Origin of the sequence: Microbacterium sp. (assembly GCF_031179285.1) — a bacterium.
GTDB lineage: Bacteria > Actinomycetota > Actinomycetes > Actinomycetales > Microbacteriaceae > Microbacterium.
In genome coordinates, this window is the sequence record NZ_JAPSHY010000003.1 from 23838 (window position 1) to 49722 (window position 25885).

General features: G+C 67.7%; 29 protein-coding genes. 15 read left to right on the top strand and 14 right to left on the bottom strand.

The window, feature by feature from the left end:
• Positions 1–7: 7 nt before the first annotated feature.
• Positions 8–1480 carry a hypothetical protein gene (locus tag RIN18_RS02405; protein ID WP_309102346.1) on the bottom strand — a complete coding sequence of 491 codons (1473 nt, stop codon included), beginning with the start codon at positions 1478–1480 and terminating at the stop codon, positions 8–10.
• A 308-nt stretch (positions 1481–1788) separates the two neighbouring features.
• Here RIN18_RS02405 and RIN18_RS02410 point away from each other — a divergent pair, with 308 nt between their 5' ends.
• Positions 1789–1980, top strand: a complete 192-nt coding sequence (locus RIN18_RS02410) for a BspA family leucine-rich repeat surface protein (RefSeq protein WP_375163489.1) — start codon at positions 1789–1791, stop codon at positions 1978–1980.
• Between the two features lie 107 nt (positions 1981–2087).
• Here the strand turns inward: RIN18_RS02410 and RIN18_RS02415 are convergent, their stop codons facing one another.
• From RIN18_RS02415 to RIN18_RS02425, 3 genes are all read right to left on the bottom strand, one after another.
• A complete protein-coding gene (locus RIN18_RS02415; protein ID WP_309102348.1) occupies positions 2088–2456 on the bottom strand; it encodes a hypothetical protein in 369 nt (122 codons plus the stop codon).
• A 209-nt stretch (positions 2457–2665) separates the two neighbouring features.
• Entirely contained in the window at positions 2666–2839 is a 174-nt protein-coding gene (locus RIN18_RS02420; RefSeq protein WP_309102349.1) for a hypothetical protein, read from the bottom strand.
• A 64-nt stretch (positions 2840–2903) separates the two neighbouring features.
• Complete coding sequence (locus tag RIN18_RS02425) at positions 2904–3515, bottom strand: NAD(P)H-dependent oxidoreductase (RefSeq protein WP_309102350.1); 612 nt, start codon at positions 3513–3515, stop codon at positions 2904–2906.
• A 111-nt stretch (positions 3516–3626) separates the two neighbouring features.
• Here RIN18_RS02425 and RIN18_RS02430 point away from each other — a divergent pair, with 111 nt between their 5' ends.
• Together RIN18_RS02430 and RIN18_RS02435 are read left to right on the top strand one after the other, a co-directional pair.
• Positions 3627–3830, top strand: a complete 204-nt coding sequence (locus tag RIN18_RS02430; RefSeq protein ID WP_309102351.1) for a hypothetical protein — start codon at positions 3627–3629, stop codon at positions 3828–3830.
• 182 nt (positions 3831–4012) lie between these two features.
• Positions 4013–5113 carry an acyl-CoA desaturase gene (locus tag RIN18_RS02435; protein WP_309102352.1) on the top strand — a complete coding sequence of 367 codons (1101 nt, stop codon included), beginning with the start codon at positions 4013–4015 and terminating at the stop codon, positions 5111–5113.
• Positions 5114–5116: 3 nt separating this feature from the next.
• Here RIN18_RS02435 and RIN18_RS02440 read toward each other — a convergent pair whose 3' ends face one another.
• Positions 5117–5719 (bottom strand): GNAT family protein, encoded by a 603-nt coding sequence (locus RIN18_RS02440; RefSeq protein ID WP_309102353.1) that lies wholly within the window; start codon positions 5717–5719, stop codon positions 5117–5119.
• 31 nt (positions 5720–5750) lie between these two features.
• Between RIN18_RS02440 and RIN18_RS02445 the strand changes: the two genes are divergently transcribed.
• Both RIN18_RS02445 and RIN18_RS02450 read left to right on the top strand, forming a co-directional pair.
• The gene (locus tag RIN18_RS02445) at positions 5751–6680 is read left to right on the top strand and encodes an aldo/keto reductase (RefSeq protein WP_309102354.1); all 930 of its coding nucleotides are present in this window, start codon (positions 5751–5753) and stop codon (positions 6678–6680) included.
• 34 nt (positions 6681–6714) lie between these two features.
• Positions 6715–7119, top strand: a complete 405-nt coding sequence (locus RIN18_RS02450; RefSeq protein ID WP_309102355.1) for a PLDc N-terminal domain-containing protein — start codon at positions 6715–6717, stop codon at positions 7117–7119.
• Here RIN18_RS02450 and RIN18_RS02455 read toward each other — a convergent pair.
• Genes RIN18_RS02455 through RIN18_RS02465 form a run of 3 tightly spaced genes read right to left on the bottom strand, consistent with a single transcriptional unit; the run spans position 7116 to position 9949 of the window.
• Positions 7116–8081, bottom strand: a complete 966-nt coding sequence (locus tag RIN18_RS02455; protein ID WP_309102356.1) for a DUF1731 domain-containing protein — start codon at positions 8079–8081, stop codon at positions 7116–7118. The genes RIN18_RS02450 and RIN18_RS02455 overlap by 4 nt on opposite strands.
• Positions 8078–8725 (bottom strand): DUF4166 domain-containing protein, encoded by a 648-nt coding sequence (locus RIN18_RS02460; RefSeq protein WP_309102357.1) that lies wholly within the window; start codon positions 8723–8725, stop codon positions 8078–8080. The genes RIN18_RS02455 and RIN18_RS02460 overlap by 4 nt, the downstream gene beginning before the upstream one ends.
• Before the next feature lie 9 nt (positions 8726–8734).
• Positions 8735–9949 carry an ROK family protein gene (locus RIN18_RS02465; RefSeq protein ID WP_309102358.1) on the bottom strand — a complete coding sequence of 405 codons (1215 nt, stop codon included), beginning with the start codon at positions 9947–9949 and terminating at the stop codon, positions 8735–8737.
• Between the two features lie 115 nt (positions 9950–10064).
• Here RIN18_RS02465 and RIN18_RS02470 point away from each other — a divergent pair, with 115 nt between their 5' ends.
• The 8 genes from RIN18_RS02470 (at position 10065) to RIN18_RS02505 (ending at position 18352) form a co-directional block, all read left to right on the top strand.
• Positions 10065–11174: a Gfo/Idh/MocA family oxidoreductase gene (locus RIN18_RS02470; protein ID WP_309102359.1), complete on the top strand. Its 1110-nt coding sequence runs from the start codon at positions 10065–10067 to the stop codon at positions 11172–11174.
• Positions 11153–12697, top strand: coding sequence for a sugar ABC transporter ATP-binding protein (locus RIN18_RS02475; protein ID WP_309102360.1), 1545 nt, complete (start codon positions 11153–11155; stop codon positions 12695–12697). Before RIN18_RS02470 ends, RIN18_RS02475 begins: the two co-directional genes overlap by 22 nt.
• Positions 12694–13776 carry an ABC transporter permease gene (locus RIN18_RS02480; protein ID WP_309102361.1) on the top strand — a complete coding sequence of 361 codons (1083 nt, stop codon included), beginning with the start codon at positions 12694–12696 and terminating at the stop codon, positions 13774–13776. Before RIN18_RS02475 ends, RIN18_RS02480 begins: the two co-directional genes overlap by 4 nt.
• Positions 13773–14852 carry an ABC transporter permease gene (locus RIN18_RS02485; protein WP_309102362.1) on the top strand — a complete coding sequence of 360 codons (1080 nt, stop codon included), beginning with the start codon at positions 13773–13775 and terminating at the stop codon, positions 14850–14852. The genes RIN18_RS02480 and RIN18_RS02485 overlap by 4 nt, the downstream gene beginning before the upstream one ends.
• 14 nt (positions 14853–14866) lie before the next feature.
• Positions 14867–16063: a substrate-binding domain-containing protein gene (locus RIN18_RS02490; protein ID WP_375163484.1), complete on the top strand. Its 1197-nt coding sequence runs from the start codon at positions 14867–14869 to the stop codon at positions 16061–16063.
• Between the two features lie 81 nt (positions 16064–16144).
• Entirely contained in the window at positions 16145–16999 is an 855-nt protein-coding gene (locus tag RIN18_RS02495) for a sugar phosphate isomerase/epimerase family protein (protein WP_309102364.1), read from the top strand.
• Between the two features lie 34 nt (positions 17000–17033).
• The gene (locus RIN18_RS02500; protein ID WP_309102365.1) at positions 17034–18041 is read left to right on the top strand and encodes a sugar phosphate isomerase/epimerase; all 1008 of its coding nucleotides are present in this window, start codon (positions 17034–17036) and stop codon (positions 18039–18041) included.
• Positions 18042–18055: 14 nt separating this feature from the next.
• Positions 18056–18352, top strand: a complete 297-nt coding sequence (locus RIN18_RS02505; protein WP_309102366.1) for a Dabb family protein — start codon at positions 18056–18058, stop codon at positions 18350–18352.
• Here RIN18_RS02505 and RIN18_RS02510 read toward each other — a convergent pair whose 3' ends face one another.
• A complete protein-coding gene (locus RIN18_RS02510; protein ID WP_309102367.1) occupies positions 18353–18961 on the bottom strand; it encodes a helix-turn-helix domain-containing protein in 609 nt (202 codons plus the stop codon).
• A 111-nt stretch (positions 18962–19072) separates the two neighbouring features.
• Between RIN18_RS02510 and RIN18_RS02515 the strand changes: the two genes are divergently transcribed.
• A complete protein-coding gene (locus tag RIN18_RS02515; protein WP_309102368.1) occupies positions 19073–19879 on the top strand; it encodes a sugar phosphate isomerase/epimerase in 807 nt (268 codons plus the stop codon).
• The gene (locus RIN18_RS02520) at positions 19879–21018 is read left to right on the top strand and encodes a Gfo/Idh/MocA family oxidoreductase (protein ID WP_309102369.1); all 1140 of its coding nucleotides are present in this window, start codon (positions 19879–19881) and stop codon (positions 21016–21018) included. Before RIN18_RS02515 ends, RIN18_RS02520 begins: the two co-directional genes overlap by 1 nt.
• A 27-nt stretch (positions 21019–21045) precedes the next feature.
• Here RIN18_RS02520 and RIN18_RS02525 read toward each other — a convergent pair whose 3' ends face one another.
• The 5 genes from RIN18_RS02525 to RIN18_RS02545 all read right to left on the bottom strand — a co-directional run bounded on the left by RIN18_RS02525 (position 21046) and on the right by RIN18_RS02545 (position 25865).
• Positions 21046–21531, bottom strand: a complete 486-nt coding sequence (locus RIN18_RS02525) for a heme-degrading domain-containing protein (RefSeq protein ID WP_309102370.1) — start codon at positions 21529–21531, stop codon at positions 21046–21048.
• 16 nt (positions 21532–21547) lie between these two features.
• A complete protein-coding gene (locus RIN18_RS02530) occupies positions 21548–22531 on the bottom strand; it encodes an NYN domain-containing protein (protein ID WP_309102371.1) in 984 nt (327 codons plus the stop codon).
• Complete coding sequence (locus tag RIN18_RS02535) at positions 22524–23519, bottom strand: Gfo/Idh/MocA family oxidoreductase (protein WP_309102372.1); 996 nt, start codon at positions 23517–23519, stop codon at positions 22524–22526. Before RIN18_RS02535 ends, RIN18_RS02530 begins: the two co-directional genes overlap by 8 nt.
• A gap of 39 nt (positions 23520–23558) precedes the next feature.
• Positions 23559–24851 carry an O-acetylhomoserine aminocarboxypropyltransferase/cysteine synthase gene (locus RIN18_RS02540; protein ID WP_309102373.1) on the bottom strand — a complete coding sequence of 431 codons (1293 nt, stop codon included), beginning with the start codon at positions 24849–24851 and terminating at the stop codon, positions 23559–23561.
• Between the two features lie 66 nt (positions 24852–24917).
• On the bottom strand, positions 24918–25865 hold the full coding sequence (locus RIN18_RS02545) for an NADP-dependent oxidoreductase (RefSeq protein ID WP_309102374.1): 948 nt from the start codon (positions 25863–25865) through the stop codon (positions 24918–24920).
• Positions 25866–25885 lie beyond the last annotated feature (20 nt).

Genomic DNA, 25885 nt, shown 5'->3' on the forward strand with positions numbered 1-25885 from the left:
CGTCGTCTCAGGCGACTGACGCGGACGGCTTGTTGTCGTCGCGAGCGTCTACGAGTACCACCCAGTCGCTCTCTGCCAGTTCCTGAGCCTTCAAGACCCGCTCCACCTTCGCTTGCTCGAGCGCGTCGTAGAAGACGATGAGCTTGACGGCGTTCTTCGTCTCGTTGGCTTTCTTATAGATCTCGACCTGGCGTTCGAGGTTCCGGGCGAGGTGGCTGTTGCTCGCGAGTTTGACTTCGATGAGGGACGTGTCACGGCTCCCTCGACTGACTTTGAGGTCGACGGGCCCACGTCCGTTGTTCACCTCGCGGTTGACGTCGAAGTCGCTCGCCTGCAGGGTCAGGTAGATCAGACGCTGCACATCCGCCTCGCTGGCGCGGCCACGCGCTGTGTTCAGCGTCCTCCACCCATCCTTGTCCTCCACCCACTTCTTGAAGACGTCGCACCGACGCTTCGCTTCGTCGAAGCTATCGATGGGCGGCCGGTGCTCCATCTCGGGGAGAGACCAGAACTCCTGCAGGAGCTGCGAGAACAACTCCACGAAGATCCCGCGGAGCCGCGCGAGTTCTTCGTCGCTGACAGCCACCGCTCCATCGCCGGCTTCCTCCTTCAGACGGATGTACACGTCGATGAGTTCCGGGAAGGTGATGAGAGTCGTCGTTCGGATGGCCGTTTCCTCGGCCTTCTTCTTCGAGTCCTTGAGCGCCGAGTAGAAGTAACGGTCGACCTTCTCTCGGAGCACGTCGTCGTCGACGGCGGCCGCGATCTCGGGGTATCGGCTGACCATGTCTCGGTGGTTGATCCAGGTGTCTTGGTGAACCAGGATGTCCGTCGGTGTGAGGAGGACGTAGTCGTCGCCGAAGACAGGGAGGTAGCGCACCTCAGTCATCCACGTCTCTGTCTCGTAGTTGAAGCGGATTCGGGTGACGGCGATGTCGGCGCAGAGGCTCGGGTCGAGATGTTCGCGGGCGAAAGTCTCGGTGTACGTGACCAGGTAGTCCTTGATGAGGTTGGTAGTGAAGTCGCTGATCTTGTCGAGACCAACCTTGCCAGTGATGAGGGACACCTTCTCGAGGTGGCTGCTCTCCGTCCCGAACGATTCGCCTTCGTTCGCCACGACCCGTCCAATCGTGGAGCGCAGAGCACGTGCGAAGTCGATGCCGAGCCCTGCGCCGCGGTTGCCGATCTTGGTGTACCCGAACCAGTTCTGGCCGACTTCCTGGAACCGGAACAGATCTCGGATCGTCGCGTCGGAGAGCGGCTCGTCCGCCAAAGACTTCAGGTAGCGCAGGTACCGGAGGATGTTCTCATGCAGTTCCTGATACTCGGGGTTCGCGCTGTTGAAGAGGAGGAAAGGGTCCACGAACAGCTCGACGTCGGCAAGAAGGTTCAGATCGAACGCCCCGTAGTCGTCCAACTGCTCGCGGGGCACTCCGAAGAAGGTGCTGAAGAAGATCGACGGCGTATCCATCGTGGTCATGCTGACGATGATGGCAGACCAGGGCCGCGTGGAGTCGGCTGCGCTCAAAGTCAGTGCACGTCCCATGCGGTGTAAGGATCGGTTCGACCACTTTGGAGGGCAGACCCGCGTCTTTGAGGAGTTCCGTGGCAAGCGTCCCGACGAGCAGTGTCATCATGTGATGGCTTTCGAGGCTCCCATTCTGCTGTGGTGGGATGTCGGAGCCCACACGGTCCGTGCTGGTCTTCGGCGCATGCGCGACCGTGAGCTGAGCACTCACGTGCGTGACCTGCGTCTCCTCGCGCCATGCAGTGTAGAGGCCCGCAGTGATGGGTGCGGCGGTGGGGTGGAAGACCACCTCCGCGACGAAGGTGCAGCGGATGTTCAATGGAGCGTCGGCGTTTGCCCAGGACCTCTCTCACTTCTATGTGGGTGCACTGTACGACGCCGAGAAGAACGTGCTCGACTTCGCCCCTGGGTCGGAGCTCACCGTGGCGCAGCTTCCGAAATTCACCCTCTGACTGTCGGCAACGGCCTGGCCTCCACGTGAGACGAGAGGCCGCGACCGTGCAGGTGCGTGAGGCCTCGCGCCGGGTCGGTGTTCCACGAGCACAACGGCACAGCGGGGTCAGCTTCTCCACGACCACGCATCGTGGCGGGCCTCCAGGAGAACCTGGTCGAGTTCGCCGTCTTTGAGCATGTCGATGGGGCGGCGTGACTCTTCCGCATAGCCAGTGCTGTTCAACCACTGCGCCCACGTCCACCGCGACTCGGTCCCGGTGTGGAGCGTCCCGAGCACTTCGGCTAGACCTGCGACGATTCGGCCATCTGAGACCTGGAAGGCGGGGTACAGCATCTTGCCTTCGATGGTGTCGAGTTCCAGGAGATCGAGCACTTCCACCGCATTCGCCACGTCCTGCTCTGTCCACCCGAGTGCGCGCGCCAGAGATGCTCGCGTATAACAGGGCCCGATGATGGCGGCCAATGGGTTGGTCATTGCCCGGCCGCGTCGCGGATCTCGCGAAGGCTGGAGGTCTGCATCGTCAGGGTGGTCGCCACCGGGCGAGCGAACACCCCCGCCCGACACCTCTACGAGAGGCTCGGCTTCCGCCACGACGGAGACCGCGAAGTGCTCCCCGGTCTCGTCGTCAGCGAATACTCCTACGCGTCCGCCTAGGCGCAGCGACGCTATCGCCCCTGTGCCGCCTACTCCGGCGACATGTCCGGGTCGACGTTCGACTCCTCGCCCTGCTCGATCGGGTCGTCGACGCCGCCGGCCGAGGTGATCGGCCCCTGGTCCTCGCTCTCCTCGGCGGGTGTGGTGGTCTCGGCAGGCTCGAAGGGGCCCTCGTCCTCTGGGTATGACTTCGGATCCGACATGGTTCTCGTCCTCTCTCTGGTTGGGTCTGCGGGTCGTCGCGTTGGGTCTGCGGGTCGTCTATGTCTACGGGGCCGGATATCCGCGCCCCTTGAGCAGGGCGGCCAAGTGCGCGGCGTTCGCAGTGGCGGTCGACATCGCTTCGGCGACCTTCTGCGGTGTCTCATCGAGGTCTTTATAGTCGGTGGCCTGCATCGCCTCGCCGTTCCAGTACACCGAGCCCTGCGCCGGGATCGTGAAGCCGACGTCGTCCAGCGCCTGGAAGAGGATGGCGGCGATGTGATGGGCGCCGTCCTCGTTGCCCACGATGCCCGCGATCGCCACCTTGTCGAACAGGATGGGGCGCCCGACGGCATCCGTCTCGCCCAATTCCGCATCGAGGCGCTCGAGCACGCGCTGGGCGACGCTCGAATGCTGGCCGAGCCAGGTGGGAGTCACGAAGACGAGGATGTCTGCTGCGAGCACCTTCTCCCGCAGGGGCGGCCAGGCGTCGCCCTCTCCCATGTCCTTCAACACGCCCGGAAGGATGTCGTGGTCGACGGCGCGAATCGTCTCGCCGACGACGCCGTGCTGCGCCAGAGCGGCGAGGATCTGCGATCCGAGCAGATCGGAACTGGACTCCGACGGCGAAGGCTTCAGCGTGCAGTTGATCACGAGTGCAGTCAGTGGTGAATCCATGACGGCACTCAAGCAGTGCACCCGCGGAAGGGGGAGGGGGTTTCCAGGGCCGGCACGATGCGCTACCGGTCGGCGGTATCCTTGAGAACGGCCGCTACGACAGGAGACATCGTGATCTTCAGCTTCATCCTCTTCCTGATCCTCTTCATCGGCGGGATCTGGGTCATGGGGCTCGCGCAGACGATCGAGGACTTCCAGTCGATCGTCTTCGTCGCAGGCCTCCTTCTGTCGACCGGCTCGCTCGGCTACGTCATGCGCCAGCCGGGGTCGGCCACGCGCCGGTCCGGCTCGTGGTCAGGCAAAGCCACCGAGTGACTCCCGCGCTGCGGAGCAGCGACCCCGCGGCCGACACGCCCACGCGCCGTCCTGTCTGAGTCTCGTCCAGACAGCAGGCGTAGCGTCAGAGGTGGACGCATCCCAGACCCGGTGCATCTCGACGATGAAGTCGGAGAGCGGCGCCGCCCTACGGCAGGGAGACCCGCGGAAAAGGGGTCATCATGGGCGGAATCCGCTCGACTGTCCGTACCGGGAAGCGCGGAAGCACCGCGCGCCAGACGAGTCCGTTCACAGAGCTGGCTCACGAGGTCCGCAGCCGTGGACTTCTCCGGAGGCGCTACGGCTACTACTGGACGAAGCTCATCGCAGCTCCTCTCGTCCTCGCCGCATGCCTCCTCGCGTTCGTCTGGATCGGCGACACCTGGTGGCAGCTGTTCACAGCCGCCGTTCTCGCGATCGTGTTCACGCAGATCGCGTTCCTCGGCCATGATGCGGCACACCGCCAGATCTTCGTCTCCGGCCGCTGGAACGACTGGATCAGCCTGGTGCTCGGCGATCTGCTCGTCGGCATGAGCTATGGCTGGTGGCAGCACAAGCACACGAAGCACCACGCGAATCCGAACAAGCTCGGCGCCGATCCGGACATCGAACTCCCGGTGATCGCGGTCACGGAAGAGACCGCGGCGCGTCGCCGGGGTGGGATGATCGGCTGGCTGCAGGGTCACCAGGGGTGGCTCTTCTTCCCGATCCTGTTCCTGGAGGGGATATCCCTCCACGCTTCGAGCATCCGACGCGTCGTCGTGCGCGGACGCCTGGAGCGCCGCTGGGCGGAGATCGCGTTCCTGAGCGTGCGCATGATCGGGTACCTGGTGCTGGTCTTCGTGGTGCTCTCGCCGGGGATCGCCTTCGCCTTCCTCGGTGTGCAACTCGGGCTGTTCGGTTTCTACATGGGGATGTCGTTCGCACCGAACCACAAAGGGATGCCGGTCGTTCCCCGAGACCTGGTGCTCGACTTCCTGCGCCGCCAGGTCATGATGAGCAGGAACATCCGTGGAGGCCGCTTCGTCGACATCGCTATGGGCGGGCTGAACTACCAGGTCGAGCATCACCTGTTCCCCTCGATGCCGCGCCCGCACCTTCGCAAGGCCGCGCCGCTCATCGCCGCCTACTGCCGTGAACACGGCATTCCGTACGCGCAGACGGGTCTCTTCACGTCCTACGCGATCGTCGTCCGTTACATCAACCGGGTCGGGCTCGGTGAGCGCGACGTCTTCAGCTGTCCGCTGGTCGATCAGCGCAGTGCACCGACCGCGGGCACCTGAACGTCAGCCCCGTCGGGCGAGTCGCACCTCGAGATTCGCCTTCACCGCCGGCCACTCCGGTTCGATGATGGAGAACTCCACGCTGTCGCGCAGGGTGCCGTTGCGATAGCGGGCGACGGCACGCATCACACCGTCCTGCTTCGCACCGAGGCGTTCGATCGCCGCCCGCGACTGGAAGTTCATCCACTGTGTGGTGAGCCCGACGCGGAACACCCCCAATGTCTCGAAGGCGTGACTGAGCAGCAGCAGCTTGGATTCGGCGTTCGTGCCGGTGCCGTGCGCCGAGGGGCGGTTCCAGGTGTAGCCGATGTGCAGACGGGGAACGTCAGCGGCGAAATCGTAGTAGCTCGTCATGCCGAGCACCCGCCCCGTCGCGTCGAACGTGGTGAAGGGCACCATCTCGCCGGTGTCGATCAGCGCGAGCCGGCGGTCGATCTCGGCGGCGACCGCGTCGGGAGCGGGGACCGAGGTGTACCACGCCGTCTTCCACAGGTCGCCTTCGAGCACAGCGTCGATGAGTCCGTCGCGATGCTCCCTCTGAAGCGGACGAAGCTCGACCAGGCGGCCGGTGAGGGTGACGGGGGCGGGCGCGACGAGGAAGGCCATGGAGCAATTCAATCAGCGGTACGGTTGCGGGATGAAGACCGTGCCGTTCGGAACCGCCACCGCCCCCGCCGTCATCGCCGGAATGATGCGCATCAGTGACAAGGACGACGCTCAGATCCGCGAGCTCTACGAGGCTGCGCGCGGCTCCGGAATCGACTTCTTCGACCATGCCGACATCTACGGCGGCAGCATGCACGCGTGCGAGGCGCGTTTCGCCGAGGCCCTGGACCTGAGTGCGGCGGAGCGGAGTGAGATCGTCCTGCAGACCAAGTGCGGCATCGTGCCCGCCGAGAAGATGTTCGACTTCTCGTACGAGCACATCGTCGCGCAGGTCGAGGGGTCGCTGCGAGCACTGCGCACCGACTACATCGACGTGCTGCTGCTGCATCGGCCGGACGCTCTCGTGGAGCCCGATGAGGTCGCCCGCGCGTTCGACGAGTTGGAGGCCGCCGGCAAGGTGCGCGCCTTCGGTGTCTCCAATCACACGCCGCGTCAGATCGATCTGCTGCGCACCGCTGTGCGTCAGCCGCTCGTCGCCAACCAGTTGCAGCTCTCGATCACCCATGCGCCGATCATCGCCCAGCCCGTGGCTGCGAACATGGCAGCCGACGACCAGAGCATCGTGCGCGACGGCGGCGGCATCGTGGAGTACTGCCGTATCAACGACATCACCGTCCAGGCGTGGTCGCCGTTCCAGGGCGGGTTCTTCACGGGCGTCTTCCTCGGCAACCCCGAGTACGCCGAGCTGAACGCGGTGCTCGACAGGCTCGCGGCATCCCACGAGGTCACACCGATCGCCATCGCGACCGCGTGGATCACGCGTCACCCCGCGCACATGCAGGTCGTGCTGGGCACGACCACCCCCGAGCGCGTTCGCGATGCGGCCGCCGGCGCCGACATCGTGCTGACCCGCTCGGAGTGGTACGAACTGTTCCGCGCCGCCGGACACCTGCTGCCGTAGGCGCGAGACGCCCCGCGTCGTCTACCCTGATCTCATGCCGATCCTGTCGCTCCTCATCGTCGCACTGATGATCGGTGCGCTGATCGACATCATCACGCGCGACGATTCGCAGGTGAAGTACCTGCCGAAGATGGTGTGGATCATCATCGTGATCCTGTTGCCGCTCATCGGCAGCATCCTGTGGTTCACGATCGGCCGCGAGTACGGCGATTCCGGCATCGCGATTCCACGCGTTCGACGGGCTGCACGCACCGCCCCGACGCAGGTTCAGCCGGCGCCCGTCAGCGACACGCGGACCACCGAGCAGCAGATCGCCGACCTCGATCGCGAGATCGAGGAGTGGCGCCTGCGCCAGGAGCTCGAGAAGCGCCGGCGCGACGCCGGCGGAAACGATCCCGCCGCGGATGCCGGTTCGAACGACGACCCTGCGCGCCCCTAAGCGGGAGCGACGTCGAACGACTCCCGGATCGCCGGCTCGAGCGTCGGATATCGGAATTCGAAACCCGCCCTGGTGAGCTTCTCGGGGAGCACCCATCGGCTCTTCAGGATCAGTTCGGTCTCGGTGCGGATGCCGATCGCGCCGAGCTCCAGCATCCACCGCGGCATCGGGGGGCCGAACCGCACGCCCAACGCCCTGCGCACAGTGGCCATGAACTCGGTGTTGTCCACCGGATTGGGGGCTGCGGCATTGACGGCACCCTCGAGCGAATCCGTCTCCTCGAGGAAGTCGATGATGCGGGCCACGTCTTCGACGTGCACCCAGCTGAACCGCTGGCGCCCGTGGCCCGCGCCCCGCAGGTGAGCTGTGCCCGCTCTGCGTCGAGCGCGGCTGATCGGCCACGGCCCGTCGTGCTGCGCGCCGCCGAGGCCGATCCGGGCGAGGTTCTTCAGCGGACCGAGCACTCCGCCGTGCCCCAGCACGATGGCGCTGCGCAGCGCGACCCGGCGGGTGGCCGGGAGGTCTTCCGCATACAGGGCCGCCTCCCATGCCTTGGCGACCTCCACCGAGAACCCGGTGCCGATCTCTCCGCTGGATTCGGTCATGGGTCGATCCTCGGCGTGGCGGTAGATGGTCGCGGTGGAGGAGTTGACCCAGAGCGCGGGTGGCTCGATCGCTCGGCTGATCGCGGTGCCGAGCGATGCCGTCGTGTGCAGCCGCGAGGCGAAGATCGCTGCTCTGTTCGCCGGCGTGTATCGGCAGTTGACGCTCTTGCCCGCCAGTCCGATCACGAGCGCCGCGCCGTCGACGGCTCGGTCGATCGCTGCCTGGTCGTCCCAGCCGAGGTCGGCGCCGGATCGCGAGATCGTCACGACCTCCCGCCCCGCTGCGCGCAGGCGGGGGAGCAGGTACTGCCCCATGAAACCCGTCGATCCGCCGATGACGACGCGGCCGTCTCTCATCGAGTCTCCCTCTCCACTGCGTATTCGAAGTACCCCCGGTACTCGTAGACCCGGCCGAGGATCGGGGCGTCGATCGTCATGTCGACGTGATGCCGCTGCCGGTCCTCGTCCCAGCGCTCGATGAGGCCGATCCGAGGCCGAAGGAACGCCGGCGCCGCCAATCGAAGGCGCCCGATCCGAAGCCCGACGCGTCGGATCGAGAGCACCAGCGCCTCATCGCGCACGTCGCAGTCGAAGGTGGTGACGACCGACCGGCCAACGCCGATCGCGTTCCGGAGGACCCCGCCCGGCGTCAGCATCACGATGTCGGGCATGATCCAACGGCGTCCGGCGAGCTCGAACTCACGGACCGCGACGGCGCACCCGTCGACCGTGCGGTTCTCGATGCGGAACGGCACGTCGGTCTCCCAGCCGGCGAACGCCACGCCGGCCGTCTCTGCGAGGCGGAACAGCGGCCAGAGCCAGCGATGCCGTGATCCTGCCGTGGTGAACACACCGGTACCGACGCCGACATACCCGTCGGGGATCGTGCGGAAGTATCGCTGCGTCCTCGGGTGCAGCTCGGAGATCCGCTCGCCCAGTGCTCGCTCATAGGGCGAGGCGCTCGCAGCGTCGGAGGCGCGGGCACGGGGAGGGGACGTCACGCCCTCAGCCTAACGAGCGGCGTCCGCCCGCGCCGCCCGGGCGGCGACGTATGCGTCGACGTTGACGGGCGAGAGCACTTCGCGCGCGACCATGATCGCAGCCCCCAGCACCGCGGCTCTTTCTCCCGCCTGCGACTGCACGATCGCGAGATGCTGCGTGGCGAGCGGGATGGATCGCCGGTAGACGACCTCACGGACGCCGGCCAGCAGGTGCTCGCCCGCGCGAGCGATGCTGCCACCGAGCACGATGATCGACGGGTTGAGCAGGTTCACCACCGTGGCGAGCACTTCTCCGACATCGCGGCCGGCCTGGCGGGTCGCCTCGATCGCGGCGGTGTTGCCCGCTCTGACGAGGGCGACCACATCGGACGGGCTGTGCACGTCGTGGCCGCTCTCGCGCAGGGCGACGGTGAGTGCCGATCCGCTCGCGAGGGCCTCCAGATCGCGTTCATCGCCGAGCTGACGGCTGGAGCCAGCACCGGCAGGAACCTGCACGTGCCCCATGTCTCCGGCGGAGCCCTGTGCGCCTCGCTGCAGCTGACCGCCGGCGATGATGCCGGCACCGATCCCGGTCGCGACCTTCACGAAGATGAGGTCGTCGACCTGCGGCCAGCTGGTCGCCTGCTCGCCGAGCGCGAGGATGTTCACGTCGTTGTCGACCAGCACCGGGACGTCGAACGTGCGCTGCACGTAACCGGGAACGTCGAAGCGGTCCCACCCCGGCATGATGGGCGGGTTGGTCGGTCTGCCGGTGGAATGCTCCACCGGCCCGGGTACTCCGATGCCGACGCCGACCAGCGGAACGTCGGGCGCGGCGGACTCGGTCAGCAGTGCGGATCCGTCGGCGAGGATCGTGTCGAGCAGATTCTCGGGGCCGTCGCCGATGTCGATGGCCCTGGTGTGCGAGTCGAGGATGCGTCCGGCCAGGTCGGCGACGGCGACCGTGGCATGCGTGGCTCCGAGATCGACGGCGAGAACGAACCCGGCGCGGGGATTGAACGCGACGCGGGCGGGCGGACGTCCGCCCGTCGACACGGCCTCGCCCGCCGGTCGGAGGAGGCCGGCGGCGAGCAGGGAGTCCACGCGCAAGGCCACAGTGGACCGCGCGAGGCCCGTGAGGGCCGCGAGCTCCGCCTTGGTGCGGGCGTGGCCGTCGCGAAGGATCTGGAAGATCTCTCCGGCGCCCGGATTGCCCGCCGCTGCAGGCCTCAGAACATCAACCATTGCGTCAGTAAACCACAGCACTTCGGCACGCAGACTGCAGGCTTCTGATTCCGCAACGAAAAACTTTTGACGACGAGCTAGCAAAAGGTGCGCGGCATGTGCCAGAATCGCCAGCATGACAACGGATGTCACTGACACCGGCCTCGGAATGATCCGCGCCGGCATCCTCGGCGGGGGATTCATGGCGCGCGTTCACCGCACCGCCTCCCGCGATGCAGGCGCCGAGCTTCGCGCCGTGGCCACCAGCTCTGCCTCCGGCGGACGGATCGCCGCGCTCGCGCTCGGAGCAGAGCGCGCCGAGGCTGACTCAGAGGCACTCCTGGATGCCGCCGACATCGACGTCGTGCACATCTGCACCCCCAACGCCACACACGCCGATCTCGCGCTGCGCGCATTCGCCGCCGGCAAGCACGTCGTCTGCGAGAAGCCGCTGGCGACGACGGCATCCGACGCGAAGCGCCTCGTGGATGCCGCCGCCGAACACGGGCTCGTCGGCGCGGTGCCCTTCGTCTACCGCTATCACCCGATGGTCCGCGAGGCCAGAAGTCGCATGCAGCGGGGGGACGTGGGGGAGCTGCTCACCCTCGACTGCTCGTACCTGCAGGATTGGATGCTGCTGCCGAGCGACGACGACTGGCGGGTACAGGCCTCCTCCGGCGGCGCATCCAGGGCTTTCGCCGACATCGGTTCTCATCTGTGCGATCTCATCGAGTTCGTCATCGGCGAGCGGATCCGCGCGCTGAGCGCGCGTACGCGCCGGGTGTTCGCCGAGCGGGCCGGGCGAGCGGTCGACACCGAGGACATCGTGGCCGTGCTCATCGAGACGCAGTCGGGGGCGCTGGGAACGCTGCTGATCTCGCAGATGGCGGCAGGGCGCAAGAACGCTCTGACGCTCGAACTGCACGGTTCGAAGCAGAGTCTTCGCTTCGAGCAGGAGCGTCCGGAGGAGCTGTGGGTCGGCTCGAGGGCGCAGTCCCAGCTGCTGCTGCGCGACCCCTCGACGGCAGACGCGGACTCCGCGCGTCTGCAGCGCGTGCCCGCCGGTCATGCGATGGGCTACCAGGACGCGTTCAACGGATTCATGGCCGACGTCTATGCGGCGATCGCGGGCGAGGAGCCCGAGGGCCTGCCGACGTTCGCCGACGGTCACCGCGCCGCCGTGCTCACGGAGGCCGTGCTCGACTCGGCCGCGCACGACGGCCGATGGATGGAGGTGTCGCAGTGACGGCGACCACGACGCAGCCGGTGCTCGCCGTCCAGGGCGTGCGCAAGTCGTTCTTCGGCGTCGAGGTTCTCAAGGGCATCGACTTCGACGTCCGGCCGGGAGAGGTCCACGGCCTCGTCGGAGAGAACGGCGCAGGCAAGTCCACGCTGATGAAGATCATCGCGGGAGTCCAGCCGGCCGACGAGGGGTCGGTGAGCTACCTCGGCGAGCAGGTGCATCACTCGCACCCACGGCAGGCGATGGATGCCGGAATCGTGACCGTCTTCCAGGAGTTCACGCTCCTGCCGGAGCGCACCGTCGCGCAGAACGTGTACCTCGGCCGGGAGCCGCGCCGTGCCGGTTTCGTCGATCGCGGGGCGATGCATGAGCGCACCGGCCAGCTCCTCGCCGATCTCGGCGTCTCGTTCATCGACCCCCAGGCCCGCGTCGGATCGCTCACGGTGGCCGAGCAGCAGATCGTCGAGATCGTGAAGGCGCTGTCGTTCGATGCCAGGGTGATCTCGATGGACGAGCCGACGGCGGCTCTGAGCGACCACGAGGTCGAGCTGCTGTACGCGATCATCCGGAAGCTCACCTCCCGCGGCGTCGCGGTGATCTATGTCTCGCATCGGCTGAAGGAGATCTTCGACCTCTGCGACCGCATCACGATCCTCAAGGACGGAGCGCTCGTCTCGACCGATGAGACCGGCGCGCTCACCACCGATGAGCTCGTCCGCCGGATGGTCGGCCGGTCGATCCAGTCGTACTTCCCGGATGCCGTGGACGGCACGACCGTCGGCGAGCCGCGGCTCGAGCTGGAGCAGTGCGGGAACGCCTTCGTCGACGGGGTCTCCCTGTCGCTGCGCGCCGGCGAGATCGTCGGCATCGCGGGCCTGCAGGGATCCGGCCGGACCGAGCTCGTCGAAGGCATCTTCGGCATCGACGCGTTCACCCGCGGCACCATGCGCATCGACGGGGTCACCATACGCATCACCAGCGCTCGCGCGGCCGTCCGCGCCGGCCTCGCCCTCGTCTCCGAAGATCGCAAGGCACAGGGCCTCGCACTCGGGCAGTCCGTCCTCGACAACGCGCTCCTCGTCGTCCGCAGCGTCTTCGCCGGCCGCACTGCCGCATCACGCCGGGAGGTGCCCGGCGTACTGAGCTCGCTCGAGATCAGCGCGCGCGGCCTCGATCAGGAGGTGAGGTTCCTCTCCGGCGGCAACCAGCAGAAGGTGGTGCTGGCGAAATGGCTGCTGACCCAGCCTCAGATCGTGCTGTTCGACGAGCCCACCCGCGGCATCGACGTCGGTGCGAAGTACGCCGTCTACCAGCTCATGCGCGACCTCGCGGCATCCGGCAAGGCGGTCCTCATGGTGTCCAGCGAACTGCCGGAGGTGATCGGAATGAGTGACCGCATCCTCGTCATGCACGACGGCGAGCTCGTCGCGGAGCTCCCGGCCGGTTCCGCGGAGCACGAGATCCTCGGGGCTGCGACCGGGGCATCCCGCCCGAGCGGCCCGGCACCGGTCGGAGGCGCACGATGAAGCGCATCCGCATCGACTCCACGATCATCGTCCTCGGCATCCTGATCCTCTCGCTCATCGTCGGCGCGATCCTCGTCGGCACCGTGGGGCGCAACTTCCTGAGCCCCGGCAACATCCGCGACATCCTCACGGGCATGAGCGTGCTCGGTCTCGTCGCGATCGGGCAGACCCTCGTCGTACTCGGCGCATCGCTCGATCTCTCGGTGACGTACGTCATCAGCCTGTCGAGCCTGTTGGCAGCGACCATCATGAACGGCAACCCGGCGAACATCCCCGCGGCAGTGGGGGTCACCCTGCTTGTCTGTGCGGGCATCGGTCTCGTCAACGGCCTCATCGTCACGGTGCTCAAGGTCAACGGGTTCATCGCGACGCTCGGCACAGGGCTCATCCTGCAGGGCATCCTGAACACGAACTTCGAGGGATCGGCGGGCAACGTCCCCTGGGAGTTCCAACTCATCGGTGCCACCGGCGTCGGGCCGGTACCCGTCTCGACGATCATCATGATCGTGCTGGCAGTGCTCGTCTGGTTCCTGCTCAACCGCACGCGCACCGGTGCCCACCTCTACGCGGTCGGCGGTGATCCCGAGATCGCGCGCCTGTCGGGCGTGCGCACCCGCCCGCCGCTCATCACCGCCCACGTGCTGTGCTCGGTGTTCGCGGGCCTCGCAGGTCTCCTCCTCGCCAGCCGGCTGGGGGTCGGCAGTCCCACGGTCGGGCAGCAGGGCGGCTACGCGCTGCTCTCGATCGCCGCGGTCGTGCTCGGCGGCACGCTCCTGCTCGGCGGGCGCGGTTCGATCTGGGGAAGCCTCGGCGGCGTCGCCATCCTCGCGGTCGTCGACAACGTCATGAGCGTCATGCAGGTGAACCCGTTCCTGAAGGATGTCGTCCGCGGTGTCGTCATCGTCGCGGCGGTCGCGGTGTACAGCCGCCGGGCCATCGCTCTTCGCCGTCCGCGTTTCGGAGCCGGAGGCACGCGCACCGGGGGAGACGACGCCGCGAAGGCAGCCGAACCCGAGATGGCTGCGGCGGCGTCCCACCTCGCCGATACCACCACACCCGCGGAAGGAGGGCGCGCATGAACGCGCTGCGTGCACTCGTCAGCCCGCGGGGAGCGGTGTTCCTGCTCCTCGTGCTCCTGCTCATCGCCGTGACCGTGCTGAACCCGAATTTCGCCGAGCCCGGTCAGCTGATGCGCTTCATCCAGCGGGTGGCGCCGATCGCCATCGTCGCGATCGGTCAGTACTTCGTCATCATCGCCGGAGAGTTCGACCTGTCGCAGGGCTCGCTGATCACCGCGCAGGTGATCATCGCCGGCAACCTCGTGGGGCAGGACGACTCCCGCACGGTCCCCGTGCTGCTGCTCATGATCGTCGTCGGAGTTGTCGTCGGTCTCGTCAACGGCGCCATCACGACGCTGCTGAAGGTGCCGTCCTTCATCGTCACGCTCGGCATGATGCTCGCCCTTCTCGGCGGCGTCATGTGGTGGACCGGAGGGGCGGCGACGGGCAACCCGGCCGACAGCTTCCGCGAGATCGGCCGCGGCGGCATCCGCGACGTTCCGCTTCTCGACTTCGTGCCGTGGGCCGTGTTCATCCTCATCGGCTGGCTCGCCCTCGGCATCTGGATCACGAAGCGTCCGCTCGGCAAGCTCCTCATCTCGGTCGGCGACAACGCCAGGGCCGTCGACTTCGCCGGCGCACGCAGCGCCTGGGTCACCACCCGCGCATTCGTGATCTCGTCGCTGTCCGCCACCGTCTCCGCCGTGCTGCTCGTCGGCTACGCCGGAGTGCACCCCTCGGTCGGGCGCGGGTACGAGTTCATCGCCATCACCGCGGTGGTCCTCGGCGGAGTGGTGCTGGGAGGTGGCCGCGGGTGGATCGTGGCCGCCGCCGCCGGCGCCTTCGCGCTCGAGGCCCTGTTCATGCTGCTGAACATCGCCGGCGTCCCGTCGACGCTCCGCGACGCCGTTCAGGGCGTCATCATCATCGCCGCCGTCGCCTACTCCGCCGTCGCCTTCCGGGCGCGGCGCAGGCGAGGCCCACAGACTTCTCCCGACCAGGGGAAGGAGCAGGTCCCGCCACCAGGCGAGCCGGCTCGACAGTCCGCGTCACCTGCCCTCGCCTCCGGGGGCCACACAGAAACCAGAGGAGATTAGCAATGCGACGATCAATGAAGATCGCCACCGCCGGGGTGGCTCTCTTCGGCCTCATCGCGCTCGCCGGGTGTACGACCGACCCGTCCGTCGCGCCGGTCGAGTCCGACAACCCCGACGAGACGGCCGAGACGACCGAGTGGTTCGATCAGGAGCTGTTCGACAAGCAGTTCGAAGAGCGGGGCGTCGAGCCGCAGGGTCCGGCGGATGAGCCGTACCTGCAGCACATCAACGCCGAGATGATCGACACGTCGGAGTTCGCCAGTGAAGGCGCCAAGAAGGCGTGCTTCGCGAACGCCTCGATCTCCAACCCGTGGCGTCAGACGGGCTGGATCACGATGAACGAGCAGCTGAAGGCGCTGCAGAGCGCGGGTGCGATCAGCGAGATGGAGACGCGCGACGCGCAGGACTCCGACGACACGCAGATCGCCGACATCGACTACTTCATCTCCGAGGGCAACTGCGACGTCTTCCTCATCTCGCCCAACAGCACGGCGGCGATGACTCCGGCCGTCGAACGCGCATGCGAGACGGGAAAGCCCGTCATCGTGTTCGACCGCGGCGTGAACACCGACTGCCCCGTCACCTTCATCCACCCCATCGGTGGCTTCGCATGGGGCATCGACACCGCTGAGTTCCTCATCGACAACCTCGAAGAGGGCGACAAGGTCGTGGCTCTGCGCATCCTCCCGGGTGTGGACGTGCTCGAGCACCGCTGGGCGGGCGCGAAGAAGCTCTTCGACGAGGCGGGCATCGAGGCCGTCGACCACTTCACGGGTGCCGACCCCGCCGAGATCAAGAGCATCATCGCCGATGAGCTCGCCAAGGGCGACGTGCACGGCATCTGGATGGATGCCGGCGACGGCGCCGTCGCCGCGATCGAGGCGTTCGAGGACGCCGGTGCCGACTACCCGGTCATGACCGGGGAAGACGAGATGAGCTTCCTGCGCAAGTGGAAGGACACCGGGCTGACGGGTCTCGCTCCGGTGTACTCGAACTTCCAGTGGCGCACCCCGCTGCTCGCGGCGCAGAAGATCTTCGCCGGCGAAGAGGTGCCCAAGGAGTGGGTGCTGCCGCAGAAGCCGATCACCGAGGCCGAGCTCGACGACTACCTCACGGCCAACGACGGCATGCCCGACGGTCACTATGCGAAGTTCGGCGGGGAGAACCTTCCCGGTTACCCGACCGTCTGGCAGGACCGGCAGATCCCGTAACCGCCAGAGGCACATCTCGTCGCTCGACGACCGGGTCCTCGGCCCGGTCGTCGAGCGACGCCCACCATACGAAGGAGCAGGATGCCGCGCACGATCGCCGTGAACACATGGGTGTGGACGTCTCCGCTCACCGACGCAGCCCTCGGACCCCTTGCACGCAAGGCCGCCGATCTGGGATACACCGCGCTGGAGCTTCCGCTCGAGAACGTCGGCGACTGGGACCCGGCGGGAGTCCGTGCGGCCCTGGACGACCTGCGCCTCGGTGCGGTCGTGATCGGTGCGATGGGACCGCGGCGTTCGCTCCTCGCGCGCGCCGGCGACGTGGGCAGCACCCAGGAGTATCTGCGGGCGTGCATCGACGCCGCGCGGGTTCTCGGAGCCTCTGTCGTGGCCGGGCCGTTCTACGCACCGACAGGAGTGACCTGGCGGATGGATGCCGACGAGCGAGCGCTGATCGTCCGCGAACTGCGTGAGAACCTCGCGCCCCTCGCCGATGAGGCGGCCGAAAGCGGCATCACGCTCGCCGTCGAGCCGCTCAACCGCTACGAGACCAGCGTGCTGAACACGGTGGAGCAGAGCCTCGATGCGCTCGCCCCGTTGATCGGGTCCGGGGTCGGGCTCGCCCTCGACACCTATCACCTCAACATCGAGGAGAAGAAGCCCGACGACGCGATCCGCGCCGCGGGCTCGGCGATCGCGCACGTGCAGGTCTGCGGCAGCGACCGAGGTGCCGTCGGTGACGACCACACGGACTGGCCCGGCATCCTGCGCGCGCTCGATGACGCGGGTTACCGTGGAGCACTCGGACTCGAGAGCTTCACCGGCGAGAACGCGACGATCGCCGTCGCAGCCTCCGTGTGGCGTCCTCTCGCCGAGACCCAGGATCTGCTGGCCGAGCGCAGCATCCGGGCACTGCGTTCGCTCGGCGCGGCATGACGACGATCCGACCACTCGCAACGAGGAGCATCCGATGAGCACGCACCCCGTCACTCTGTTCACCGGCCAGTGGGCCGATCTGCCGTTCGAAGAGGTGGCGCGCCTCGCCGCCGAATGGGGATATGACGGTCTCGAGGTCGCCGCCTCCGGCGACCACCTCGATCTGAAGCGCGCCGATGAGGACGATGCGTATGTCGCCTCGCGACGCGAGATCCTCGACCGTCACGGGCTCGAGATCTTCGCGATCTCGAACCACCTGGCGGGGCAGGCGGTGTGCGACGCGCCGATCGACTTCCGTCACCAGGCGATCCTCCGCGACTACGTCTGGGGCGACGGCGAAGCGGAAGGCGTCCGCCGGCGAGCCGCCGACGACATGAAGCGTGCGGCACGGGTCGCGCGCAAACTCGGCGTCGACACGGTCGTGGGCTTCACCGGCTCATCGATCTGGCCGTACGTCGCCATGTTCCCACCGGTGCCGGCATCGGTGATCGAGGGCGGGTTCGAGGACTTCGCCGCCCGCTGGAATCCGATCCTCGATGTCTTCGACGGTGAGGGAGTGCGTTTCGCGCACGAAGTGCACCCCGGCGAGATCGCGTACGACTACTGGAGCTCGGTACGGGCCCTCGAGGCGATCGATCACCGTGAGGCGTTCGGGTTCAACTGGGACCCCTCGCACATGATGTGGCAGAACATCGACCCGGTCGGCTTCATCTGGGACTTCAAGGAACGCATCTACCACGTCGACTGCAAAGACACTCGGATGCGACCGCAGAACGGCCGCGCCGGCGTTCTCGGATCCCACCTGCCATGGGGCGACCCGCGTCGCGGCTGGGATTTCGTCTCGACCGGTCACGGCGACGTGCCATGGGAGGATTCCTTCCGCGCCCTCGAGGCGATCGGATACACCGGTCCCATCTCCATCGAGTGGGAGGACGCGGGGATGGACCGGTTGCACGGCGCCGCCGAGGCCGTCACGTTCGTCCGGTCACTCCTGTGGCCCGCGCCCGCAGCGTCGTTCGACGCCGCGTTCAGCAATCAGTGATCGAGGAGGCGTCCATGCCCATTCAGCACACCGTGGTCTTCCGGCTCTCTCACGAGCCGGGATCCGTCGAGGAGCGACGATTCCTCGATGATGCACGGTCCGCGCTCTCCTCGATCCCCGGCGTCCACGAGTTCGCAGTCCGCCGTCAGGTGAGTGCCAAGAGCGGCCTGACCCACCAGTTCTCGATGGTCTTCGCGGACCATGCGGCCTACGACGCGTACGACGCTCACCCGACGCATACCGCTTTCGTCCGGGATCGCTGGGTGCCCGAGGTCGCCGAGTTCCAGGAGTACGACTTCGAGGGGTGGTAGTCAGGCGGCGGTCGGCCGGAGCAGATTCTCCAGGAGCGCCAGAGCCTCGTGCTGCGGCGCGCTCGCGTCGAGCAGCCACTGCGTCTGCAGACCGTCGGAGGCGGCGATCACGAGGGCGGCGACGGCCTCTGCGTCGACGTCGTCGCGGATCCGCCCGGCGCGCTGCTGCGTCCGCACGCGGGAGGCGAGTTGCTCGCGCAGCCGCGCGAAACGGGCGGTGGCGAATGCGCGCGCAGCGGGATGGTCCTCTTCGAGTGCCGATGCGACCAGCGAGGAGTACAGCTGAACCAGCCCGGGGACCTGACGATTCGTCCGCGCGGATTCGATCATCATCTCGACCGGTGAGACATCCTGCGACGACTCGACCCGGCTGCGCCCTGCTTTCGAGCTTTCCTCATAGACAGCGACGAGCAGTTCTTCGAGCGAGCCGAAATAGTGGGTGAGCGCGGCATGGGTCACCCCGACCTCGCGCGCTATCGCCCGGAGACTGGTGCGATCGGCGCCCCGCCCTGCGAACACCTCGATCGCTCGGTCGAGGATCTCCTGCCGACGCGCGATTCCTTTGGCGTACGAACCGCGCTGTCGGGGGCGTTCTTCGTCGGCGGGCATGCGACACAGTCTAGGCGATGAAAACTTCCACTCGGAGGTATTAGCTGCTAGCGTGCTGACACGCGGATGATCGTTCCGCCCATGTCATCGCCGACCGAAGGAGCACGACCGATGCCGGTTCAGACTTCCCTCCAGCTGTTCACGATCAAAGACGAGCTGGAAGCCGATCTCGAGGGAGCGCTGGTCGCCGTCGCCGACCGCGGGTTCACGGCCGTCGAGCCCTACGACTTCGTGCGCCGGGCAGACCCCATGGCCGCCGCCCTCACCGCGGCCGGGCTCAGCGCGCCGTCCGGGCACGCGTTCCTGGCGTCGGAGTCGTTCGTGAACCCCGACGGAAGCGGCACGACGCTGCCGGTGCCCGGCCCCGCCGAGGTGTTCGCGGCCGCCAGAGCGCTGGGGATGACCACGGTCATCGATCCCTACACGGAACCGGCTCGATGGGAGACCCGCGAGCAGATCTCCGAGACGGCACGGCTGCTCAACCGCGCCGCCGAGATCGGCGCCGGTGAAGGGGTGCGGGTCGGGTATCACAACCACGCGCACGAACTCGAAGCCGTCTTCGACGGCGTCACCGGCCTCGAAGTGCTCGCAGGCCTGCTCGACGAAAGAGTCGTCCTCGAGGTCGACCTGTACTGGGTGGCACGCGCCGGGGTCGACCCGGTCGCCCTGCTGCAGCGCCTCGGTGACCGCGTGATCGCCGTGCACGCCAAGGACGGCACGCTCGACCCGGCGCTCGTCGATGCGTACCCGCCTGCGGACCAGGTGGTCGCGGGCGAGGGGTCCGTGCCGCTCATCGAGGCGATCGCGGCCGCGCCGGCACTCGAACTCGCGATCGTCGAGTTCGACCACTACGACGGTGATCTCTTCGACGCGATCCAGCGAAGCCGGATCTTCCTCGACGAGAAGGTGGCCGGCTGATGCGGCTCGGAAACGGGCCGGTCGGCGTCGGCATCATCGGAGCGGGCAACATCAGCGACCAGTACCTGGAGAATCTCACCGCCTTCCCGGATGTGCGGGTGCTCGCCATCGCTGATCTCGTGCAGGAGCGCGCGAAGGCGCAGGCCGACAGGTACGGCGTTCCGCGCGCCGGGACGGTCGAGGCTCTGCTGGATGACCCAGAGATCGACATCGTCGTGAACCTCACGATCCCGGCGGTGCATGTCGAGGTCTCCCTGGCGATCATCGCCGCAGGCAAGCATGTCTGGACCGAGAAGCCCATCGGCGTGAACCGTGAGGAGTCGCGCCGGTTGCTCGAGGCGGCGGATGCCGCGGGCCTCAGAGTGGGTGTGGCACCCGACACGGTCCTCGGTCCCGGTGTGCAGACCGTGAAGCGGGCGATCGCTCGCGGTGACATCGGCCGCCCGCTGTTCGCGCAGACTACGTTCCAGTGGCAGGGTCCCGAGATCTTCCATCCGAATCCCGCGTTCCTCTATGCCAAGGGTGCTGGTCCGCTCCTGGACATGGGTCCGTACTACGTCGCGACGCTCGTGCACATCTTCGGGCCGGTGGCCGCTGTCGCAGCTCTCGGGCTGCGTGGCACTCCGACTCGCCGGGTGCAGGTCGGCGAGCTCGCAGGTCACGAGTTCCCGGTCGAGATCCCGTCGACCGTGAGCGTGCTGCTGGAGTTCGAGAACGGCGGCCAGGCGCAGAGCCTGTACAGCACCGACTCGCCCGTCGTCCGTCAGGGAATCGTCGAGATCACCGGCACAGACGGCACGATCGTGGTGCCTGATCCGAACACGTTCGGCGGTGCGATCTCGATCACGCGTCCGCTGCGGCGGGCGTTCGTCCCTCCGGAGCCGGTCGAGCAGGAGATCATCGACGTCACGCAGGAAGGTGTGCTCTCGGGCCGGGGAGTGGGGCTTCTCGACATGGCGCGGTCGATCGCGGCCGGCCGGCCGCACGTCGCCACGGGGGAGTTCGGGTTCCACGTGCTCGACACGCTCCTGTCCATCGAGGAGGCCGCGGAGGCCCGCAGCTTCATCGAGGTCGAGAGCACGCTCGATGAGGTGCGCTCGATCGACGCCGACTTCGATCCGCACGCGGCGACACTCTGAGTGCGAGCACGTCGGAGCGGGCTGACGTCACGCTCCGACGTGCTGCTCGAGCACCTCGACCACGAGCGCGTGGTCGTCGGCCTGGGGCAGCCCCGACACGGTGATGCTGCCCACGACGCCCACACCGGCCACCGTCGCCGGGAACGACCCGCCGTGCGCGGCGTAGGTCATGGCGTCGTTCCACGCGTACTCGAGGAAGTCCGCACCGTCACGTTCGTGAGCGAGGCCGACTCGATAGGAGCTCTGACCGAAACGTCGCACCACGTTCGCCTTGCGCTCTGCCCACATGTCGTTGTCGGCGGAGGTGCCAGGCAACGCGGCATGGAAGAGCACCTGGTCGCCGCGCACGATGCGTATCGTGATCGGCAGATCACGCACGCGCGCGGTGTCGACGAGGCGCGTTCCGATCGCCCAGGCATCGTCGAAGGTGAAGGTGGGCAGCACCAGTCGCTCCTCCTGAGCGCGGATGCCGTCGATCGTCGCGGTGATCCGCTCGATGTCCTCAGGCGTCATGGCCGTCTCCGATTCGTCAGGCCGACGGTTCGCGCAGTCGGACCAGCCGCTCGTGGCCGGTCTCCTCGAGTTCGGCGATCGCATCGCGGGACTTCAGGAAGTCCGAGAACGAGCGGTACCCGAGGGCCTTCTCGCTGAAGGACGGATCCATCCGTCGCATATGGGTCTTCACCGCGGAGCTGTGCAGCCACTCGTCGGCGTCGGCCTTGTCGTGGCCGAGGCGCAGCGCACGCTCGAGCAGCTCGGTGCCCTCCTCCTGCTCGGTGAGGCCGGGGGACTCCGCCTCCACGGCCTTGGGAGCCTTCTTCGCGCGCGACTTCGGGGCAGCCTTCGTCCTCGGCGGGGTCTCTGACGCGGCATCCGCCGTGGCGTCCACGTCCGCTGCGGGGTCCGCCGGCGCCACCGGAGCCTCGACCACCTTCGCCTTCGAGGGCCGCACGACGCCCGGAAGCGAGTCGTACGCTTCGAACTCGTCGCAGGCGGCCGCGAGCGATTTGGCGGTCGAGCCCGCGACGCCCACGCCGATGACGTAGCGACCGAGCCGCTTGCACCGCTGGGCGAGCGGAACGTAGTCGCTGTCGCCGGCGACGATCACCACGTGGGTGAGATCGGGCAGCCGGAACATGTCCTCGACCGCATCCACGGCAAGGCGGATGTCGGCACCGTTCTTCGCATATGCCGCCGCGGGGAAGAGCTGCACCAGGTCGACGGCGCGCGCGACGAGCTGCGAGCGGTACACGGCGTTCACCGGCGACGACCAGTCAGCGTAGGCGCGGGTGAGGACGAGCGTTCCGAAGGACGCGGCGTAGTCGATGATCGCCCCGACCTCGATCATCGCGCGCCCGAGGCGCTCGATCACCTCGGGATCGTTGGGGTTCTCGGTGATCCGCTGTCGGTCCTTGCCGTAGGCGTTGCGCCCGTGGACGCGGTCGTACCAGGAGATGACGATGTTGTCGAAGTCCAGGTAGACCGCGACGCGGGCGTCCGGCGTCTCAGCCACGGTTCGCCTCTTCGCTCGGGTAACGAACCCCGATCTGTGCGCGGATCTCGTCGAGGGTGCCCATGATCGCGACGCTCTCGGCGATGGGGAGGATGTCGCCCTCGAGGAGGTCGTCAGCGACCAGCCGTTCCGCCGCGAACGCCTGGTACTGCATGCCGCGTCCGTCGACGGCGGAGGAATACTCCTCGATCACCGTGCCGTCCGGGCCCACCACGCGGAAGGTGGTGGGGGAGTACCACACCCGGTCGATGTCGATGCGAGCGTCGGTGCCGATGACCGAGGCCGCGTTCGGTCCGGCGCCACGCGACGACGACAGGGTGGTGGAGATCGCTCCGCCGGCGTGGGTCATGACCGTGGCGACCTCGGCATCGGCGCCGGTCTCGATCAGGCGCCCGACGGCTTTGATGCTGGTCGGCTCGCCCAGGATGTCCCAGACGAACGAGATGGGGTAGATGCCGAGGTCGAGCAGCGCGCCGCCGCCGAGCGCGAGATCGTTGAGGCGGTGGGTCGGGTCGGTCGGCAGGAGCTGGGTGTGGTCGGCGCTGACCGCGCGAACCTCGCCGAGCGTACCGGCCGCGATGATCTCGCGGATGCGGACCATGTGCGGCAGATACCGCGTCCACATCGCCTCCATGACCAGCAGGCCGCGTTCTGCCGCCAGCTTCTGCAGATCCTCGGCCTCGGCGCGATTGAGGGTGAAGGCCTTCTCGGCGAGGACGTGCTTGCCGTTCTCGAGCGCGAGACGCGCGTTCTCATGGTGCATGGGGTGGGGGGTGGATACATAGATGATGTCGACGTCGGGATCGGCCACGAGCGCCTCATACGAGGGATGGGCGTGCGCGATGTCGAACCGCGCGGCGAAGGCGTCCGCGGACTCCTGAGACCGCGAGCCGACCGCAACCAGATCGAGCCCGGCAGTGCGCAGGTCGGAAGCGAAGGCGCCGGCGATGCCGCCGGTTGCGAGGATTCCCCATCGAAGACCAGTCATGTTCTCAGCGTAGACGGTGGGGGCGGACGCCCGGCGCCCTCAGAGCCGTTCCAGCGCCTGGTCGATGTCGGCGATGATGTCGCGCGGGTCCTCGAGTCCCGCCGAGAGGCGGATGGTGTTGCGCGTGATGCCGGCCGCCGCTCGCTGTTCGGCGTTCAGGTGCGAGTGGGTCATCGATGCGGGGTGCGCGACGAGGCTTCGGGCGTCGCCGATGTTCGCCACCAGACGCACCACCCGCAGACCGTCGATGACGCGCGCCACCCGTTCCTGGGTGCCGTCATCGTCATCGCCGGCGAGGTCGAACGAGAACACCGACGGCACGCCGCGCGGCAGATAGCGACGTGCGAGCGCGTTCCATGGGTTGCCGTCGAGGCCCGGATGGTTGACCTTCGCCACGGACGGATGCTGCTGCAGGTGCTCGGCCACGGCCAGCGCCGTCGCACTCTGACGGGCGACGCGAAGGTCGAGCGTCTCCAGCCCGAGCAGGATCTGCCAGGCGTTGAACGGCGACAACGAGGGACCGAGGTCATGGACGTACTTGGATTTGACCAGGGGCGCGAACGACTGCCCGATGCCGAACCGCTCCCACAGCACGAGCTCGCCGAAGCGCTTGTACGCCGCCGTGAACTGCGGCCAGCGATCCGGGTGCGCGCCGAAATCGAACGTCCCCTGGTCGACGACGACCCCGCCGAGGGAGGTGCCGTGCCCGGACAGGAACTTCGTCGCCGAGTGCACGACGAAATCCGCGCCGTGTTCGCCGGGGCGCACGAGATACGGCGTGCCGACGGTGTTGTCGATGACGAGCGGCACTCCGGCCTCGTGCGCGATGTCGGCGACCAGGCGGATGTCGAGCACCTGTGCGATCGGGTTGGCGACCGATTCGGCGAAGAGAGCCCGCGTCTGCGAGGTGATCGCCGCACGCCACGCCTCCGGATCGTCCTGATCGACGAAGGTGACCGCGATGCCGAAGTCGTCGAAGGTGTCCTGCAGCAGGTCGACGGTGCCGCCGTACAACTGGTTCGCAGCGACGATGTGGCCCTGCCTGCCGGCCAGGGCGAGCAGCGTGACCGCGACGGCTGCCTGCCCCGATGCCACCGCGACGGCGGAGGTGCCGCCCTCGAGGGCAGCGACCCGCTCCTCCAGCACCTGCTGGGTGGGGTTCGCATTGCGGCTGTAGAGGTTGCCGGTCTTGCGCAGCGCGAAGAGGTCGGCGGCGTCGGCGAGCGAGGCGAACTGGAACGCGGCGGTCTGGTAGATCGGCGGGATCGCACTGTTCTGCGGAGTCCCGGGAACGTATCCGGCCTGGATCTGCTGGGTCGCGAACTCGCTCATCGCCCCATTGTGGTGAGTACGCGCACCTCACCTGTGGCGTGTGTCGAACTGTTGCAGCCCCGATCGCTACGGAACGAGGATGATCTTGCCGCTCGCATCGCCCGACTCGATCAACTCGTGGGCCCTGACGGCGTCTGCGAGGGGCAGCTCCGGACCGAGTTCGATGACGAAGTCGCCTGCGGCGAGCAGTTCGATGGTCTTCGGCAGCGCTTCGGCGCGCCAGGCGAGCTGCTCCTCGGTGAGAGGCACCGGTGAGCCGCCGGAGAACGCACGGATGCCGAAGGACTCCGCATCCGGTCCCCGCACGATCGTCGCGATCCGATCCCGGTCGGCGACGAGCTCGAGCGACACCTCGATGGCCTCGTCCGTGCCCGCGCAGTCCAGCGCGACCGTCGTCCCCGACGGCGCTGCCTCCCGCACCCGCTCGAGCAGCCCGGGGCCGTAGGCGATGGGCGTCGCACCGAGCTCCCGCACCTGGTCGTGTCGCGCCGGGCTCGCCGTGGCGATGACCGTCGCGCCCCAGGCGACGGCGAACTGGATCGCGGCCTGGCCGACGGAGCCTGAGCCCGCGTGCACGAGCAGGGTGTCGGCATCCGTCACCCCGAGCGAGCGCAGCGCCTGATAGGCGGTGCCCGCCGGGATGCCGATGGCGGCGCCCTCGGCGGCGGTGACCGCGTCGGGGAGGAGCGCGAGGTTGTGCGCCCGAACGATCATGGACGTCGCGTATGTGCCGAGGGTGTCGCGGATGGCGACACGGTCACCCACCACGAATCCGGTCACGCCGTCGCCCACGGCTTCGATCACGCCGGCGCCGTCGAAGCCGACGGCTCGCGGTTCGGTGATCGGCTTGGACGGACGCTTGCCGCTTCGCAGCTTCGTGTCGATGGGGTTCACCCCCGCCGCCTCGATCCGCACCACGACCTCGTCGGATCCGGCGATGACGGGGTCGGGGATCTCCATGAGATGAAGGACATCCGGGGATCCGAACTCGGTGTACACGATCGCGCGGGTCATGCCACCAGGCTAGCGGGACC

Coding starts and splice junctions, on each gene's coding strand:
- RIN18_RS02405 (WP_309102346.1), bottom strand. CDS start 1,480: ATGACCACGATGGATACGCCGTCGATCTTCTTCAGCACCTTCTTCGGA.
- RIN18_RS02410 (WP_375163489.1), top strand. CDS start 1,789: ATGGGTGCGGCGGTGGGGTGGAAGACCACCTCCGCGACGAAGGTGCAG.
- RIN18_RS02415 (WP_309102348.1), bottom strand. CDS start 2,456: ATGACCAACCCATTGGCCGCCATCATCGGGCCCTGTTATACGCGAGCA.
- RIN18_RS02420 (WP_309102349.1), bottom strand. CDS start 2,839: ATGTCGGATCCGAAGTCATACCCAGAGGACGAGGGCCCCTTCGAGCCT.
- RIN18_RS02425 (WP_309102350.1), bottom strand. CDS start 3,515: ATGGATTCACCACTGACTGCACTCGTGATCAACTGCACGCTGAAGCCT.
- RIN18_RS02435 (WP_309102352.1), top strand. CDS start 4,013: ATGGGCGGAATCCGCTCGACTGTCCGTACCGGGAAGCGCGGAAGCACC.
- RIN18_RS02440 (WP_309102353.1), bottom strand. CDS start 5,719: ATGGCCTTCCTCGTCGCGCCCGCCCCCGTCACCCTCACCGGCCGCCTG.
- RIN18_RS02445 (WP_309102354.1), top strand. CDS start 5,751: ATGAAGACCGTGCCGTTCGGAACCGCCACCGCCCCCGCCGTCATCGCC.
- RIN18_RS02450 (WP_309102355.1), top strand. CDS start 6,715: ATGCCGATCCTGTCGCTCCTCATCGTCGCACTGATGATCGGTGCGCTG.
- RIN18_RS02455 (WP_309102356.1), bottom strand. CDS start 8,081: ATGAGAGACGGCCGCGTCGTCATCGGCGGATCGACGGGTTTCATGGGG.
- RIN18_RS02465 (WP_309102358.1), bottom strand. CDS start 9,949: ATGGTTGATGTTCTGAGGCCTGCAGCGGCGGGCAATCCGGGCGCCGGA.
- RIN18_RS02470 (WP_309102359.1), top strand. CDS start 10,065: ATGACAACGGATGTCACTGACACCGGCCTCGGAATGATCCGCGCCGGC.
- RIN18_RS02475 (WP_309102360.1), top strand. CDS start 11,153: ATGGATGGAGGTGTCGCAGTGACGGCGACCACGACGCAGCCGGTGCTC.
- RIN18_RS02480 (WP_309102361.1), top strand. CDS start 12,694: ATGAAGCGCATCCGCATCGACTCCACGATCATCGTCCTCGGCATCCTG.
- RIN18_RS02485 (WP_309102362.1), top strand. CDS start 13,773: ATGAACGCGCTGCGTGCACTCGTCAGCCCGCGGGGAGCGGTGTTCCTG.
- RIN18_RS02490 (WP_375163484.1), top strand. CDS start 14,867: ATGAAGATCGCCACCGCCGGGGTGGCTCTCTTCGGCCTCATCGCGCTC.
- RIN18_RS02495 (WP_309102364.1), top strand. CDS start 16,145: ATGCCGCGCACGATCGCCGTGAACACATGGGTGTGGACGTCTCCGCTC.
- RIN18_RS02500 (WP_309102365.1), top strand. CDS start 17,034: ATGAGCACGCACCCCGTCACTCTGTTCACCGGCCAGTGGGCCGATCTG.
- RIN18_RS02505 (WP_309102366.1), top strand. CDS start 18,056: ATGCCCATTCAGCACACCGTGGTCTTCCGGCTCTCTCACGAGCCGGGA.
- RIN18_RS02510 (WP_309102367.1), bottom strand. CDS start 18,961: ATGCCCGCCGACGAAGAACGCCCCCGACAGCGCGGTTCGTACGCCAAA.
- RIN18_RS02515 (WP_309102368.1), top strand. CDS start 19,073: ATGCCGGTTCAGACTTCCCTCCAGCTGTTCACGATCAAAGACGAGCTG.
- RIN18_RS02520 (WP_309102369.1), top strand. CDS start 19,879: ATGCGGCTCGGAAACGGGCCGGTCGGCGTCGGCATCATCGGAGCGGGC.
- RIN18_RS02525 (WP_309102370.1), bottom strand. CDS start 21,531: ATGACGCCTGAGGACATCGAGCGGATCACCGCGACGATCGACGGCATC.
- RIN18_RS02535 (WP_309102372.1), bottom strand. CDS start 23,519: ATGACTGGTCTTCGATGGGGAATCCTCGCAACCGGCGGCATCGCCGGC.
- RIN18_RS02540 (WP_309102373.1), bottom strand. CDS start 24,851: ATGAGCGAGTTCGCGACCCAGCAGATCCAGGCCGGATACGTTCCCGGG.
- RIN18_RS02545 (WP_309102374.1), bottom strand. CDS start 25,865: ATGACCCGCGCGATCGTGTACACCGAGTTCGGATCCCCGGATGTCCTT.